This window comes from bacterium, from assembly GCA_004299235.1.
Classification (GTDB): Bacteria; Chloroflexota; Dormibacteria; order Dormibacterales; family Dormibacteraceae; genus SCQL01.
The window spans coordinates 245,828-261,651 of sequence record SCQL01000031.1 but is presented as its reverse complement, the minus strand read 5'-3'; the positions used below and the strand labels follow the sequence as shown (position 1 = coordinate 261,651).

Sequence of the window (15,824 nt, the reverse complement as noted above, 5' to 3'; positions counted from 1 at the left end):
TCCCTAAAAAAAACATCTTGACATTAGCTTATCCGATGAGTAGCCTTCGGTCGTCTTAACAGCTATCGGACGCGGCCAGCTGCGTGGTTGTTCTCCAATCGTTTGCGAAATTGTGAGGTGAGAAGTGCAGAAACCGGGAGTATCGGGCAGGCCTGCGAGGAACCCTGTCTTGAACGTGGCGTTGCTGGCAGTTGTTCCTCTGGTCCTCGCGGGATGCGGCAGTAGCGACGGCTCGGCTCCATCGACTCCGGGCGTGACGTCCAATCAGATCGTGATCGGCAGCGATATGGCGTTGACCGGCCCTGGGAGCGCTACCGGTCAGGGCTTCAAGCTTGGCCTCGAACTCGCCGCATCTGAGATCAACGCGCATGGCGGAATCAACGGCCGCAAGGTGAAGCTGGTGATCGAGGATGATGCTGGAACCGCGCAGGGAGGGGTTGAAGCGGCGCGCCGGCTCGTCCAGCAAGACGGAGTCTTCGCCGACTTTGCTGGTGCCGGAAGCACATCTGCGGTCTCCGAGGCGCCCTTCTTCACCTCGTCCAAGGTCCCGCTCTATGCCACGCTAGCTTCGGACCCGCGCATATTCCAGCCCTTCAGCCGCTATGTGTTTACTGGCGTGCCGCAAAGGAGGGACCTGTCGCAGGAGGTCGTCAAGTACGCGCAGTCGATCGGTGCCGCGACCCTCGACATTTTGTACGCGAGCGATCAGGCGTTTTGTCAGTCCGGGGTGCAGCTGGTCCAAGGGGACGCCGCAGCTTCGGGGACGCATATCGTGGGCCTTCAGTCGTTCCACAGCGGTGACACTGACTTCACAGCGCAGATAAGCTCGGTCGCGCGTCTCAACCCCTCGGCTGTTTACCTCTGCGGCCTCGACGTCGATGGAGGCAGGATCGTGCCGCAGTTGCGGCGCGTTGTTGCCGACACCACCATCATCGCAGACGCATCGATGGCGACCGCCGCGCTACTCAAGACTGCCGGGCCGGCCGGAGAGGGCGTCCGCTGCTTCTGGCTTTCTTCCTCACAACCGGTCACCGCTCAGACGGGCGCGATGGGCGACTGGAACAAGCGACTGGACAAGTTCGCACCTAATCGGCCTGCCGGGACACCCAACATATTCACCGTCTCCGGGTATGTCGACTTCTATGTGTTCGCAGAGGCTCTTCGACATGCCGGCTCGTCGGTGACTCGTGACAACTTCGTAGATGCGCTTGAGGGAGTTCACAATTTCGTCCCGGGCCGCGATTCCTACTTCTCCTATGCCGCACCGATAGGTGTGCCACGGAACTTCAGTAAGGAGAACCATCAGGGCACTCACGCCGCTGTTCCGATAGAAATTAAGAACGGCGAGTTCGTGACTATCGAGCCGGGAAGCTAAGGATGAGCAGCAACTCACCGGTTCGGCCGACCGGACACTACCAAGAGTAGGGCCGCCGGATGGCACTGCTCGTGGGAGCGTTGGCACTTGGCGGGATCTATGCGCTCGTGGCCGTCGGGGTTGTAATGGTCTTCCGGTCAACCGGAATACTGAACTTCGCCCAGGGTGAGCTGCTGATGGTTGGCGGCTACGCCTACGTGCTGGCTGCCGGCGCGACTAGCTCACCGATCCTGCAAATCGCGAGCCCGCTTGCAGCCGGTGCCGTGGCAGGCCTGCTGCTGTTCGCGCTTACCAGCATCTTGCTCCGATTTGCCGATGAATTGGTGGTGGTCCTCGGTACCTTTGCGCTTTCGATTCTCATGCAGGCCATCGCTCGCCTGAAGTTTTCGGACACCCCAATTCCCGCCCAGCCTTGGCTTGTCGGCGATCGGGTTATCTCGCTGGGGACCGTTCGCCTCGAAGCCAACTCGCTGCTTGCGATAGGCCTGAGCGCGGTGGTCACGGTCGTGCTCTTCGTGTGGTTCCAGCGTTCCACCTATGGGAAGGCCATGCGTGCGGTCGCCGAAGATCGCTTCCGGGCTGGGATCAGCGGCATTCCGGTGAGGCGCATGCTCATAATGAGTTGGGTCCTGGGCAGTGCTCTCGCGGCGGTCGCCGGTGTGTTCCTCGTTCCGACGACAGGGGCGTTCCCCGGTTTGGGCGCCACAGTTCTTCTCCCGGCATTCTTCGCTGCTGTTATCGGCGGACTTGACAGTGTTGTGGGTGCCGTCGTGGCGGGATTCATCTTCGGGCTGGCGCAAACGTATGCGGTCGTAGTCTTTGGAGACGCACTCCGAGACGTGGCGATCTTCGCCATTCTTCTAGGAGTCCTGATAGTGCGACCGAGCGGCCTGCTCGGTAGCCAGCGGATCCGGCGGTATTGATCGGCCGGGTCCCGGCGGTCACCGCGGGCGTTGCGTGCACCCTATGCGCGGTAGCAGCGTCGCTGCTGCCTCCCTTCGCGCGCTTTGTTGCTGGAGAACTGGGCGTGTTGATCGTCGTTGCGGTCGGGGTCAACCTTGTGATGGGTGTAGCTGGCCTGTTTTCTGTCGCGAGCCCGGCCTTCCTTGGCCTAGGTGCCACCTCAGTCGCGATCTTGCTGATTCATAGCGTCCCTCTACTACCATCAGTGTTGGCGGCAGTCTTACTGGGCTGTGCAATCGGTTGGCTTGTCGGACTGGTTGCTCTCCGGCTGTCGGGCATCTACTTCGCCATCATCACGCTCGCGTTTCTAAACGTATTTCTTGCCGTGATCAACTGGGCCGGCCCTTTGACGGGTGGGGGATACGGCTTGGTGGTCCCGATCCAGTTTCTTCCACTTGTCGGCCCGCTTACCGCCGACGAGGTCGCGGTGACAGCGGTTATGTGTGCTGCGATAGTGGCGGTGTTGACGCACTTTGCGATCCATTCTCGCGTGGGCCGCGCGTGGGTAGCGATCAAGAACAATCGCGCCGCGGCGGAGCTACAGGGCATCAATGTCGCGCGGACACAGACACAGGCCTTCGCGCTCGGCAACACACTCGTGACCTTCGCCGGAGTACTACAAGCATTGCTCTGGGGGCTGACGAATCCGAACTCTTATAGCATCGACGTGGCAGTCGCTCATCTCTCGTACGTAGTGGTCGGGGGGGTGACTCCGAGCATCATCGGTCCGATCGTAGGCCCAATCCTCTTATTCGCGCTCCCTCAGTTCGTTCATCAGCTCGGATCTTGGCTCGACGTCTTCTACGCGGGATTCATGCTCATGATCTTGCTTCTGGCGCCCCGTGGGATTGTGGGTGCCATCGAGCAGACGAGAGCTCGCCTAACACAGGGCAGACACTAGCCCGTGGATCCGGCGGTCCTCCTCAGGCTCGAGTCGGTCCGTGTCTCCTTCGGAGGCGTCCGGGCGTTGGACGGGGTTTCTTTCGCCGTCGAAGAGGGTTCGATACATGGGCTGATCGGACCGAATGGGGCTGGTAAGACCACAGCCCTGAACGTCGCGACAGGGCTCGTGCGACCGACCGCGGGCCGAGTCACTGTCGGCGCCGACGGGCGCGAGCCGGAGCCTCGCCGACTGATCGATGCGGGGATCGCCAGAGCTTTCCAAACGCCGGCTGTGTTTGAGGACTTGAACGCCGTGGACAACGTCCTTGTCGGGGCGCACCGGCTCGCGAACGCCGGCCTCTTCAGAGGTGTGCTCCGCATCGGCGCAGCGAAGCGCGAAGAGAGGACGCTTCGTGCTCGTGCGGAGCAGATCCTTGCTGACGTCGGATTTGATGGGCGGCTTACTGAGTCGGCTAGCACGCTCTCCTTCGGAAATCGCCGTCGTTTGGAGCTTGCCCGGTGTCTCATCTCGGAGCCGAGGCTGCTCCTTCTCGACGAACCGACCGCCGGTCTCAGCGGAGATGAGGTCCGTGCTTTCGCCGATCTGCTTCGTGCACTTTCGGACCGACTAAGTCACCCGGTCACCATCCTGATCGTGGAGCACAACGTTCCGTTGATGTTCTCGCTGTGCACAAAGGTGACGGCGCTGGCGGAGGGCCGCTGTCTAATCGAAGGGACGCCTCAGGCAGTCCGACATGACAGCCGCGTGATTGAGGCGTACTTGGGCCGACCATCCCGACCGACAAGCGAGCCGGACCACGCAACGCCGAAGATCGAAGACAGAAAACCGCGTGTCGGTGGGGTCCAACCTCACATAGCGGAACTGCGATCTACCAACGAGACGCCACTGCGTGTGGCCGGCCTCTATGCAGGCTACGGGAACACCGTCGTCCTGAGGGACGTACACATTGAGGTGTGGCCTGGGGAAGTTGTGGCGATGTTCGGTCGAAACGGAGCAGGTAAATCGACTTTGATGAGTTCGATCGTTGGCGCGGTGAAGATCCGCCGGGGACAGGTGACGTACGGAGGGTCGCGTATCGATCGGCTTCGCACAGACCAAATCGTGAACAGGGGAATCGGTTTCGTCCCCCAAGGGCGCGCGACCATCGAGAGCCAAAGCGTTGACGACAATCTGCTTCTATCGCTGTTCGGGCTCCGCCTCTCGAAGCGGCAAATCGTGGAGAGACGCGCCGAAATCTTCGAGCGGTTCCCACGTCTTGCGGGACGTCAGAGGCAACTCGCAGGGACGCTCAGCGGCGGCGAGCGCCAGATGCTCGCCATAGCCAAAGCGACGATACGCAAACCGGCGCTTCTACTGCTCGACGAGCCATCGACGGGCCTGGCCCCGGCCATCGTCACTGAACTCCAGGATGCCCTGGCTGGTATCGCGAGGGATGGGACGGCGATTCTGATAGCTGAGCAGGCTGTGGACTGGGTGGTTCCGCTCGCCAACAGGGCCTACTGGATCGAGTCGGGGAGAGTCGTCAGGGAAAGCTCAGCCGATGATCTGATGGACAGCGATGGCGTCACGTCCGCCTACCTCGGAGATCAGGCGTCGGGCGACTTCTCGGAGATGGGCAGGCGATCGCGGTTGGGACGGCAGCCAGGCACGCTCGAAGAGGCGGCCGCGGAGTGCTGACCAGGACAACCGTGACGGCGAGATCACGCCTTCCGCGACCTCTACCGGGTCATTCGTGTCACAGATGAGATCCTTGATGACGAAGCGTTAGCCATGCGGGAGCTTCGCGGCGTCGCTACCTCGGGAGTTGGAACCCTTCGGTAGATCCGACAAGTCTGGGCTTGGGTCGGGAATCCACTTGGATTGAAAAGGATCTCCGAGCAGACGGGCCTGAATCGTGATGGGTGCGGGTTTATAGCCAGCCTTTACTACGCCCCGACCGCTATGCGCTTATCTGTGTCCACGACAACGTCGCGATGCAGGAGCACATCCTCCGTGCCTCACTGGCTGACTGCTGGAGTTGCCCGGTCCGGGGCCGCTGCAATCCGTACATGCGGGCGGTTCTCGGACAGGTCGGGCGGCCGATTCCCTCCACTGGCCCTGGTCGCCTCGAGCTGCATTGCCCAGAGCAGGTGTCCTTCCATCGCCTCGGCGGCCGCTTTGCCGTCACGCCCTTGTATCGCTTGCACGATGGCATTGTGCTGAGCGGTGAGAGTCTCGAGGTGCTGCATGCCGACGCGCGAGTTCGTCCAAGCTCGGGCCAGGTGGGACTGGAGATTCCTCAAGACGATGACTAGAACACCGTTTTTCGATGCAAACGCTATGTCTGAGTGCAAATCACGGTCGATAGCAAGAAATTCAGCAATTCGCCCGCTCCTGGAAGCCTCTTGGAGTCTTTGGGCGAGCTCCTGGATGTGAGTCACATCATCGGGCTCGGCGCGCTCGGCGGCCCATGCGGCGGCCCTGGTTTCCAGAGCGAGCCGCAACTCGTAGATCTTGGCCGTCAGGCTTTCCGCCCGACCCTCAAGGAGGAAGGCATTCTGCATGACCGGAGCCAGAACGTTCCATTCTTGAGGCTCGAGTACCTGAGTTCGTTTGCCCTGTTGAACTCGAAGCATCCCCAGATTCGCCAGGGCCTGGATCGATTCACGGACTACCGGCTTGCTGATGGCGAAGCTGACTGCCAGCTCAGCCTCGGGCGGGGCTGGATCCCCTGGTTTGAGGCGGCCGCCAACGATCTCCCTTGCCAGATGGAGGATCAGATGCTCGCTGAGCTTCGCCCTCTGGTGATCGAGAGTCGTGCGCACATCGCGCATTTTGAGGCAAATCTGCTTGACTGGATCAGCTGAATGGGATAAGTTATCAGATGCCTGATATGTTACTGCCGTGGCGGCCTGGGCGCCGCATCTGTGCTTGAGGAGGTGTGAGCTTGACTGATGACACGACCGTTTTGGTCGACCGAGCGCGCCGCGTAATCCCCGGTGGCGTCAACAGCGGACAGAGAAGCGTCGCCGGGATCGATGACCTGATCGTGGTCGCAACAGACGGTGCGACATTCACCGACTCACACGGAAAGACGTACACCGACTACCACTCCGCGTTTGGTCCTCCCGTCCTCGGGCACAACGACGCCGACGTTGACCGAGCGGTGGCCGAAACTCTTCGCTCTGTGGATTTGATGGGCGTCGGCGTGACGACCTTGGAGATCGAACTGGCCGAGCAGATCGTCGAACACATCCCATCCATCGAACGCGTGCTGCTGACCTGCTCAGGCAGTGAGGCCACTTTCCATGCCATCCGGCTGGCTCGAGCCGCCACCGGCCGAAAGTATCTGATCAAGTTCCAGGGGTGCTATCACGGCTGGCATGACGCGGTGGCGATGAACGTCATCTCAGCCGCCGACCGCGTTGGCCAGAAGGACCCGCTGTCGAAGGGCATTCTGCCCGAAGTTCTCGACTCGACTATCGTGCTGCCCTTCAACGACACCGATGCGGTGGTCCGTGAATTCGCCTCGCGAGCGGACTCCATCGCGGCCGTCATCTTGGAGCCGATACCGCACAACATCGGTGCGGTGCTTCCGAAACCAGGATTCCTCCAAAGCCTGCGCGAACTCTGCGATCGCTACGGTGCGGTGCTGATTTTCGACGAAGTCATAACAGGGTTCCGTCATGGTCTGGGCGGATATCAGGCGGTCGCTGGAGTCAAGCCAGACTTGACCACGTTGGGGAAGGCGATGGCGAACGGATATCCAATCTCAGCTCTGGGCGGCCGCGCCGATCTCATGGACCTGTTCAGCACCATTCCCGGGCAGCCGGCGTTTTTCGCCGGCACCTTCAACGGCCACCCGGCGATGGCTGCTGCCGCGCTAGCGACCATTCGCAAGCTCGAGTCGGAGCCAGTCCACGAGCACATCTTCGATCTCGGTCAGCGCGCCCGAACAGGGCTGACGGCGCTTTACGAACAGCTGGGCGTCCGAGCAGTTGTGAGCGGCTTCGGTTCCGTCTACGTGACCTACTTCCAGGACGGCCCGGTGGAGGAGTATGCCGATCTGCTCCGCAACGACGTTGACCTGTTCATCGAGTATCGGAAGGAGCTCCTCAACCACGGCATCTTCGAGCTGCCACTCAACCTCAAGCGCTGTCATTTTTCATACGCACACACGCGCGCCGACGTGGACGCACTGCTGGAGGCGACAGGGTCTGCCGTGCAGGCGGTTCTTGTGAGGCGAGTCGCGAGTGCTTAGCTGTACCCGGCAGGCGCAACTGGCTTAGGGCCACGGCATTGCCTGTTAAGGGGCTTCCGCGCCGCCCGCGGGAGGATTAAGATCAATCTGTTAACTGACGCCCTCCCTCCTTTCTGAAGGTCCTCTACGCAAGTGGGGGGCCTTCTCCTTGGTCGGGACATCGCCTGGCGGTCCTCTTTCTTTTACAGTCCTTCCGTGGCCCGGTTTGCGATCGACGTCACCGCCTGCTGGCGCCCGCGCCGGGTGGGGATGACCACCGTGGCGGTCGAGCTGACCAGGGCCCTGGTGGCCAAGAAAGATGGGGACCAGTTCACTCTCCTGTGCAGCCGGGAACGCCCCGCCGCGCTGACCGACCTCGACTGCGAAGCGGTCCTTTCGCCCTACCGGCACGAGCTCGTCCTGAAGACGCGGTGGCTGCCCGCGGTCGAGCCGCGGCTGGACTGCGACGCGATCCTCTACCCGTACTGGCCGAGCCCGCCGTTTCGCGATCCAGGCGCCCCGCCGGCGGTGATCTTCGTCCACGACCTGGCCTTCCGGCACCGCCCCGCCGAGGTGCCCTGGCAGCAGCGGGCGTACCTCGGCACCGTCATGGGCCCGGCACTGCGGCAGGCGGCGGCGGTCCTGGTCCCGTCGGAGTCCACACGGCGCGACCTGCTGGGCCATTACAAGGTCCCGGGCCTCGAATCAAGGATCTTCGTCGTGCCTGAAGGCCTGCCTCCCGCCGTCCCGGCGGGCCCGCTGCCGGATGGCCTGGCGCCGGGATACATCCTGGCGGTCGGCACCGTCGAGCCGCGCAAGAACTATCCGCGCCTGCTGGCGGCGTTCCGGCAGCTTCGCGGCCGGCAGGGATCGCTGCCTTTCATCATCAACGGCAGGCCGGGCGTGCCGGAGCTGGTGATCGCCGGCCGGCCCGGCTGGGCTTATGGCGACACGCTGCGGCGGATCGCGTCGGAACCCGGCGTGCGGTATCTCGGCCACGTGGACGAGGCCACGCTCAGCGCGCTCTACCGCTCGGCCGCGGTCCTGGCCTTCCCCAGCCTCTACGAAGGCTTCGGCCTGCCGCTGCTGGAGGCGATGGCCAACGGCGTGCCGGCCGTGGTCGGGTCCGCCGGCGCGCTGCCCGAGCTGGCGCTGGGGGCCGCCGTACCGGTCGAGGCGGACGATGTGGGCTCGATCGCGGCCGGCCTGGAGCGCTTGCTGGCGGATGCGTCGCTGCGCGAGCGGTTGGGTGAGGCGGGGAGGCGCCGGGCGGCCAGCTTCACCTGGGAGCGAGCGGCCGAGATGACGATCGAGGTTCTGCGGCGGGTCGGCCATGCAGCCTCGCGTAGAGTGGCATAGGTGCGGGTGAGGGCGTAGATGCGGGAGAAGGTCTCGGTGGCGGTGCTGCTTGCCGGCACCGCGCACGACTACCTGCGCATGGCGCGCCCGCTTCTCCGTGCGCTAGAGACGACCCACCACTTCCACATCGACGTGGTCACCGACCTCGATGGGCCGGCGCCGCGGACATCGCAGGTGGTGCTAGCGGCGAGCGACCAGCCGCTGCACGGCCGCCAGGCAGCCGAGCTCGTGGACTTCGTGCGTCGCGGTGGCGGCCTCATCCTCCTCCACGGCACCCTGGCCGCCTGGTCGGAGGCGGGCGAGCTGGCGGAGGTGGCGCGCTGGACTCCCAGCGGCCCGGGACCGCTGACCGAGCTCGTGATCAAGCCGGAGCGGTCTCACCCGCTGACCGAACGCCTGGCGGCTGAGCTGAAGCTGGACGACGAGCTCTACCTCTCGGAGGGACCGCCGGGAGACGCCAACGTCCTGCTGCGCGCGAGCTGGCATTTCACCGAGCAGGTGGTGGCCTATGAGCGCGCCTTTGGGGCCGGCCGTTTCGTCCAGATCGGGCTCGGTCACGATCCATCGACCTACCAGGACCCCCGCTTTCAAAAGCTGATCCACCATGCCCTGCTCTTCGCGGCGGGGCAGTCCGCGGCGCCGCCGGTCGGCGTGGGGCTTGTCGGCTACGGCGCCATCGCCCGAGCGCATGCCGCATCGGTGAAAGCGACCGCGGGACTGCGGTTGGCCGGGGTCTGCGACGTCTCCAGGGAGCGCCGTGAGCTCGCCGCGCGTGAGTGGTCCGTGCCCACGCACGCGCGTGCCGAGGACATGTTCGACGACCCGGACGTCGGCTTGGTCGTCGTCGGCACGCCACCGAGCGCACACGCCGGCTCGGTGCTGGCGGCGCTTGCGGCCGGCAAGCACGTCGTGTGCGAGAAGCCGTTCGCGCTGCGCGTCGAGGAGGTCGATCGCATGATCGACTCCGCCGCGGCGCGCGAGCGCGTCCTCACGGTGTACCAGAGCCGGCGCTGGGACCCGGATTACCTGGCGATGCGCGACGTGGTGAGGTCCGGCCGGATCGGTGAGCCCTTCTACATGGAGTCATTCATCGGCGGGTACTCGCATCCGTGTGATTTCTGGCACAGCCACGAGCCCGTTTCCGGCGGGACCATCTACGACTGGGGGTCGCATTACTTCGACTGGATGCTGCAGCTGTTCCCCGATGCCGTGAAGTCGGTCTCGGCCGGCGCTCACAAGCGCGTCTGGCACGATGTCACGAACTCCGACCAGGTGCGCGTCGACCTGACGTTCGCGGGCGGCGCGCAGGCGAGCTTCTTGCAGTCGGACATCGCGGCCGCGCTGAAGCCGAAGTGGTACCTGCTGGGGACGCGCGGGGCCGTGGTGGCCGAGTGGCGCGAGGAGACCGTGACCACGCGCGCCGCGAGCGGAGAGCTGGTCGAGGAACGGCTGGCGCCGGCGGATTCGCCGGCTCGCGTCAAGGTCGTGCTCCCGGCCCCCGAGGGCGGATCGCACGAAGAGCTTCTCGCCCTGCCGCGGCGCGACGAGCAGGGCTTCTACCGCAACCTCGCCGACCACCTCGCGTGGGGTGAAGCGCTGGCCGTGGCCCCCGAGGAGGCTCGGCGCGCGGTGGCGGTGATGGAGGCGGCGGCGCGCTCGATCGCTTCTGGCGGGGCGCGGCTCGAGGTCGACATATAGCCCGTCGCCTCGGTTGGGGCGTGCTTGGCGCCGCATGGATCGCCGGGCGTGCGGTGCTGCCTGCGATCGAGGCTTCGAGCAATGGGCGTGTGGTGGCCATCGCCAGCCGCGACCCGGATCGGGCGCGCCGGCTGGCGGCCGCGCATTCCGGTGCGCGGGTGGACGATTCGTATGAGGCGCTGCTGGCGGATCCGCGGGTGGACGCCGTCTACATCCCGCTGGTCAACAGCCTGCATAAGGAGTGGACGCTGCGGGCGCTGGCGGCGCGCAAGCACGTCCTGTGCGAAAAGCCGCTCGCGATGAACGCGGCGGAGGCGGCGGAGATGGCGGCGGCGGCGCAGTCCGCCGGCCGACACCTGATGGAGGCGTTCATGTACCGCTTTCATCCCCGGACGCGCGCGTTTGTCGACCGCCTGCGCGAGCCGCTCTACGTGCAGGCGAGCTTCGGCTTTCCGCTTTCGGACCGGGCGAACTACCGGCTGCGGCGCGAGTTTGGTGGCGGGGCGCTGCTCGACGTCGGCTGCTACGTGGTCAACGTGGCGCGATGGATCCTCGGCGAACCGGCCGATGTGCTGGCGAGAGCGAGGATCGAGCGAGGCCAGGGCCGCGCGGAGGGCGATGTGGAGATGAGCGTCAACGCGCTGCTCCAGTTCGCCGGGGGTGCGACCGCGTCGCTGTGGGCGAGCTTCGAATCACCCGAGGAGCAGGAGCTGACCGTCGTCACATCAGGCTCCCTGCACCGCCTGGAGCGCCCATTCACGTCGATGGAGGAAGCCGACCCCTATCGGCTGATGGTCGAGTCGTTCGCCGACAGCGTCCTGCACGACCGGCCGGTGGCGATCCCGCTTCGCGAGTCGATCGCGAACATGACGGCGATCGACCGCATCCGCGCGGCGGCGAAGATCAACTGATCTTCAGGCGGCCGTCTTGGGCGCTGCCTCCGGGGCCTCGGCGGTGGCCGGCCGGGGTGGCGCCGGCGGCTGGATCACGGCGGCGGGGACGATCTGGCGGAAGGTCTGAAGGGCGCGATCCCAGTCGGCGAGCATCGCCGCGGCGCGGGCGCTGCCGGTGCGCCGGCGGTGTTCTTCGACCAGGGCTCGCAGCTCGTCCGCGTCCTCGGCCGGCACCTCACGCGCGACCACGCTGTCGGCGTTGAGCTGGCGCCACTCGGTGACGTAGGCGACGCCTCCCGTCATGCCCGCTCCGGCGTTCCAGCCGACCGGGCCGAGGGCGACGGCGACGCCGCCGGTCATGTACTCGCAGAAGTGGTCGCCGGCGCCTTCGACGACCGCGATCGCGCCCGAGTTGCGCACGCAGAACCGCTCGCCCACCCGGCCCGCGACGAACAGCTTGCCGCCGGTGGCGCCGTAACAGATCGTGTTCCCGGCCAGCACCGGGTCAGCAATGCCCTCTTGCTTCTGGGAGAGGTCCGGTGACGCTGAAGCTTCAACCTCGAACGGCCGGATCGCGATCACTCCCCCGCCCATGCCCTTGCCGACGTAGTCCTGCGCCTGGCCCGCCAGGGTCAGCTCGACCCCTTGGTCGAGAAAGGCGCCGAAGCTCTGGCCCGCGCTGCCCTGGTAGTGGCGCGCCTCACCGGTCGCCAGCGCGGCGCCGACCGTCCGGTGGGAGTTGTCGATGCGCCCGCTCGGCGGGGCCGGGGCCGGCGGCTCGCCGTTGCGAGCCCAAAAGCGGCGCCGGGGGAGCGCCGCGTCGGTGGCCCCGAGGATGAATGAGAGGTCGAGGCTCGCGTCCGGCTCCGCCTCGAGCAGGTCGACCCGGCCGACCACGTCCGCGAGCGCGCGCGCACCCAATCGGGACAGGTGCTCGCGCACCTCCTCGGCGATCAGGAACAGGTAGTTGATCACGTGCTCGGGGCGGCCGGCGAACTTGGCTCGCAGGTCTTCGCGCTGCGTCGCGATTCCGGTCGGGCAGGTGTTGAGGTGGCACTGGCGCGCCATGTCGCAGCCGAGCGCCACGAGCACGCCCGTCCCGAAACCGAATTCCTCGGCGCCGAGCAGGGCTGCGACCACGATGTCGCGCCCATTGCGCAGTCCTCCGTCCGTGCGCAGGCTGACCCGTTCGCGCAGGCGGTTGGAGACCAGGACCTGCTGCGCTTCGGCCAGGCCGACCTCCCATGGCGCGCCCGCGTTCTTGATCGACGACAGCGGCGACGCGCCGGTGCCGCCATCGTGTCCCGAGATGAGGATGTAGTCGGCGCGCGCCTTGGCCACGCCCGCGGCGATGGTGCCGACACCGGCCTCCGAGACGAGCTTCACCCCGATGCGCGCGCGTGGGTTCACCGTCTTCAGGTCGTGGATCAGCTGCGCCAGATCTTCGATCGAGTAGATGTCGTGGTGGGGCGGTGGCGAGATCAGCTGCATGCCAGGCTGTGCATGGCGCAGCCGCGCGATGAGACTCGTCACCTTCATGCCCGGCAGCTGGCCGCCCTCGCCGGGCTTCGACCCCTGGGCGATCTTGATCTCCAGCTCGTCCGCGCGCTTCAGGTAGCGCGGGGTGACGCCGAATCGCGCCGAGGCGACCTGCTTGACGCGGTTGTCACGACGATCGACCTCGTCGTCGTAGGTGTCCTGGTCTTCGCCGCCTTCGCCCGAGTTGGAGCGGGCGCCGATTCGGTTCATGGCGACGGCCAGCGCCTCATGCGCCTCGGGTGACAGGGCCCCCAGCGACATGGCGGTGCTGACGAAGCGCTTGACGATCTCGCCCGCCGGCTCGACGTCCTCGAGTGGGAGCCGCCGCGCGCTCTCTTGGATTCGCATCAGCTCCCGCAGGGACTGCGGCCGGCCCATGCTCGAAAGGCGCCGCCACTCGCGGTACGCCTCGTGGTCGCCGGTCTGCGCGGCTTTCTGCGCCGCGCGTACCGCGAGAGGGTTGTACGCGTGGTGCTCGCCGGCCTTGCGGAAACGGACCCGGCCGTGGTCCGGGACGCCGGTCTCGCTCTCGTGTCGCGCGCGAGCCATACGCTCGATGTCGGCGAGGTCGACGCCGCCGATGCGGGAGGGTACGGCCGGGAAGCAGAGCTCCATCACCTCGGCGCCCAGCCCGAGTGCCTCGATGACCTCGGCGCCCCGGTAGCTCGCGACGCATGAAATGCCCATCTTCGCCATGACCTTGAGCAGCCCCGCGTCGAGCGCTTTGCGGTAGAGGGCTTCGCCCGCGGGCCCGGCGGTCGCGAGCGCGAGGTAAGGGTGGACCGCCGTGGCGCCGACCGTGATGAGACAGGCGACATCGTGGACGTCGACGGCGTCACCGGCGATGGCGACCAGGTCTTTGGCCATCCGCTCACCGCGAACGAGCAGGTGCTCGTGGACGGCGCCGGCCGCCAGCACCATCGGCACCGGAAGCCGTGAGGGCCCTGCCCGGCGGTCGCTGAGCGCGATCACGCCGTCGACCCCGTCGGCCTCGCGGCACAGCCGGAGCAGGGCATCGTGCAGCGACTCGTCGGGCGAGTAGGTGGCGTCCAGCACGGTGGCCTCTTCGAGCACTCGGGCCAGCTCGGCCGCGCCCAATACCGGGGAATCGAGCTCGAGCAGGCGTGCGTCAGAGGCGGGGGAGTGCCCCCTGGCGGCGGCCGCGCGGGCCCCAACCACCGCCGCACCCGCCGTGCCCGGCACCGCCGGGTGATGCTGACGGCGAAGCTCGTGGTCGGTCCCGCCTTCCGGTTGCAGCGTGCCGCGCCGCGGGCCGAGCAGCGTGCGCAGGGACATCACCGCCTTCTCTCGGAGGGGATCGATGGCCGGGTTGGTCACCTGCGCGAAGCGCTGCCGCAGATAGCCGTACAGTCGGCGCGGCGTGCGGCCCAGCGCGGCGATCGGGATGTCGTCGCCCATCGAGTAAACCGCCTCGGTGCCGGTCTCGGCCATGGCGCCGACGACGAACTTGACGTCCTCGGAGCCCCAGCCGTGCAGCCGCTGCTGCGCCGCGAGGTCGCCGGGCGTCTCGACTTCGATATGGCGGCGCTCGACCGGCACCAGGACGCGGTCGGCGAGCAGACCGTAGTCGTGCCGCGAGGCGGCGCGCTGCTTGGCGTCGGCGTCGCGCAGCAGCGATCCGTCACGCGTGTCCACGAGCAGCATCTGACCGGGACCGAGCCGTCCACGCTCGACCACCGCGTCCGGAGCCATGGTGACCACGCCGGCTTCCGAGGCCGCGGCGACCATGCCCTCCCTGGTGCGTTGCCATCGGAGCGGGCGAAGGCCGTTGCGGTCGAGCGCCGCGCCCACGACGTCGCCGTCGCTGAAGACCAGCGCCGCGGGCCCGTCCCACGGCTCGAAGCGGACGGACTGGTAGCGGTAGAAGTCGCGCACCGCGGCGGCGAGGTCGCCGCGTCCCTCCCACGCATCGGGGACCAGGCTCATCAGCGCCTCCGACACCTCCCAGCCTCGCCGCACCAGCAGCTCGAGCGCGTTGTCGAGCGCAGCGGAGTCCGAGCCTTCGGGCCACACGACGCCCCGCAATTCGGGCTCGAGCTCCGGCTCCCGTGCCCGCATCCACGCGCGGTTGCCGGTGATGGTGTTGATCTCGCCGTTGTGGGCGAGCATGCGAAACGGCTGCGCCAGCCGCCAGTCGGGCATCGTGTTCGTCGAGTAGCGCTGGTGGAAGACGGCCAGGCGGCTCTCGCACGCGCGGTCCTGCAGGTCGGAGTAGAAATCAGCCAGGCGCGTGCCCGCCATCAAGCCCTTGTAAACGAGCGTGCGGCTCGAGCACGAGCTCAGGTACATGAGCACGCGCTCGTCCTGGGCCCGCGTTTCCGCTCGGCGCCGGGCGAGGTAGAGGCGCCGCTCCCATTCGTCGGGGTCGAAGCTCGGTTTTTCGATGAGGCCGTGCCAGACCGCCGGCATCGTGGCGCGCGCCCGCTCGCCCAGGGTGCCCGGGTCGACGGGGACCTGCCGCCAGTCCAGCAGCCGCAGCCCGCAGCCCGCGACGGCGTCGGCGACCAGGGTCCTGGCGCGCTCGTCCCAAGCGAACAGCGCGGCCACGGCGAACTCCCCGCCGAGCAGTCGATGGGGGACCTGGATCAGGAGGCCCGCGCCGTCGCCGCTCTTGCCGTCCGCATCGAGCCCTCCTCGATGCGAAAGACGGGCGAGCGCCTGGACGCCCAGCGCCACCGCTTCGTGGCCGAGCCGCGGGGTGGCGACAAAGCCCATCCCGCAGGCGGCCCGGTTGGCGGGGACCTCCCCGGGCCAGGCAAGGCGTGAACGGCGTAGCGAGGGGGGCATTGAACTCAAGGGTAATGACGAGCCGGAGACCGAGCTAGTGGGCTGCCAACAAACGCAGCCCATCAT

At 66.6% G+C, this 15,824-nt stretch carries 10 protein-coding genes; 8 read left to right on the top strand and 2 right to left on the bottom strand.

Translation table 11 applies throughout. The features are described from left to right. The first annotated feature begins 169 nt into the window (after window positions 1-169). The 4 genes from EPN29_11665 to EPN29_11650 are packed head-to-tail and all read left to right on the top strand — an operon-like array spanning window position 170 to window position 4,919. Window positions 170-1,375, top strand: coding sequence for a hypothetical protein (locus EPN29_11665; protein TAN31857.1), 1,206 nt, complete (start codon window positions 170-172; stop codon window positions 1,373-1,375). 59 nt (window positions 1,376-1,434) lie between these two features. Beyond that, the gene (locus EPN29_11660; protein ID TAN31856.1) at window positions 1,435-2,298 is read left to right on the top strand and encodes a branched-chain amino acid ABC transporter permease; all 864 of its coding nucleotides are present in this window, start codon (window positions 1,435-1,437) and stop codon (window positions 2,296-2,298) included. Beyond that, on the top strand, window positions 2,295-3,239 hold the full coding sequence (locus EPN29_11655; GenBank protein ID TAN31855.1) for a branched-chain amino acid ABC transporter permease: 945 nt from the start codon (window positions 2,295-2,297) through the stop codon (window positions 3,237-3,239). Before EPN29_11660 ends, EPN29_11655 begins: the two co-directional genes overlap by 4 nt. A gap of 3 nt (window positions 3,240-3,242) precedes the next feature. Continuing rightward, window positions 3,243-4,919: an ATP-binding cassette domain-containing protein gene (locus EPN29_11650; GenBank protein ID TAN31854.1), complete on the top strand. Its 1,677-nt coding sequence runs from the start codon at window positions 3,243-3,245 to the stop codon at window positions 4,917-4,919. Between the two features lie 320 nt (window positions 4,920-5,239). Here EPN29_11650 and EPN29_11645 read toward each other — a convergent pair whose 3' ends face one another. Further along, complete coding sequence (locus EPN29_11645; GenBank protein ID TAN31853.1) at window positions 5,240-6,055, bottom strand: FadR family transcriptional regulator; 816 nt, start codon at window positions 6,053-6,055, stop codon at window positions 5,240-5,242. 134 nt (window positions 6,056-6,189) lie between these two features. Between EPN29_11645 and EPN29_11640 the strand changes: the two genes are divergently transcribed. From EPN29_11640 to EPN29_11625, 4 genes are all read left to right on the top strand, one after another. Next, complete coding sequence (locus EPN29_11640; protein TAN32005.1) at window positions 6,190-7,482, top strand: aspartate aminotransferase family protein; 1,293 nt, start codon at window positions 6,190-6,192, stop codon at window positions 7,480-7,482. 195 nt (window positions 7,483-7,677) lie between these two features. After that, complete coding sequence (locus tag EPN29_11635; protein TAN31852.1) at window positions 7,678-8,820, top strand: glycosyltransferase family 1 protein; 1,143 nt, start codon at window positions 7,678-7,680, stop codon at window positions 8,818-8,820. 18 nt (window positions 8,821-8,838) lie between these two features. Further along, window positions 8,839-10,518, top strand: a complete 1,680-nt coding sequence (locus tag EPN29_11630) for a hypothetical protein (protein TAN31851.1) — start codon at window positions 8,839-8,841, stop codon at window positions 10,516-10,518. Next, a complete protein-coding gene (locus EPN29_11625; GenBank protein TAN31850.1) occupies window positions 10,515-11,429 on the top strand; it encodes a Gfo/Idh/MocA family oxidoreductase in 915 nt (304 codons plus the stop codon). The genes EPN29_11630 and EPN29_11625 overlap by 4 nt, the downstream gene beginning before the upstream one ends. A 3-nt stretch (window positions 11,430-11,432) precedes the next feature. Here the strand turns inward: EPN29_11625 and EPN29_11620 are convergent, their stop codons facing one another. Next, a complete protein-coding gene (locus tag EPN29_11620; GenBank protein ID TAN31849.1) occupies window positions 11,433-15,824 on the bottom strand; it encodes a glutamate synthase subunit alpha in 4,392 nt (1,463 codons plus the stop codon).

Bases quoted from the DNA above. Each gene is read 5' to 3' on its own strand.
- EPN29_11630 (TAN31851.1), top strand. From the start codon at position 8,839: ATGCGGGAGAAGGTCTCGGTGGCGGTGCTGCTTGCCGGCACCGCGCAC.
- EPN29_11645 (TAN31853.1), bottom strand. From the start codon at position 6,055: ATGCGCGATGTGCGCACGACTCTCGATCACCAGAGGGCGAAGCTCAGC.
- EPN29_11620 (TAN31849.1), bottom strand. From the start codon at position 15,824: ATGATGGGCTGCGTTTGTTGGCAGCCCACTAGCTCGGTCTCCGGCTCG.
- EPN29_11660 (TAN31856.1), top strand. From the start codon at position 1,435: ATGGCACTGCTCGTGGGAGCGTTGGCACTTGGCGGGATCTATGCGCTC.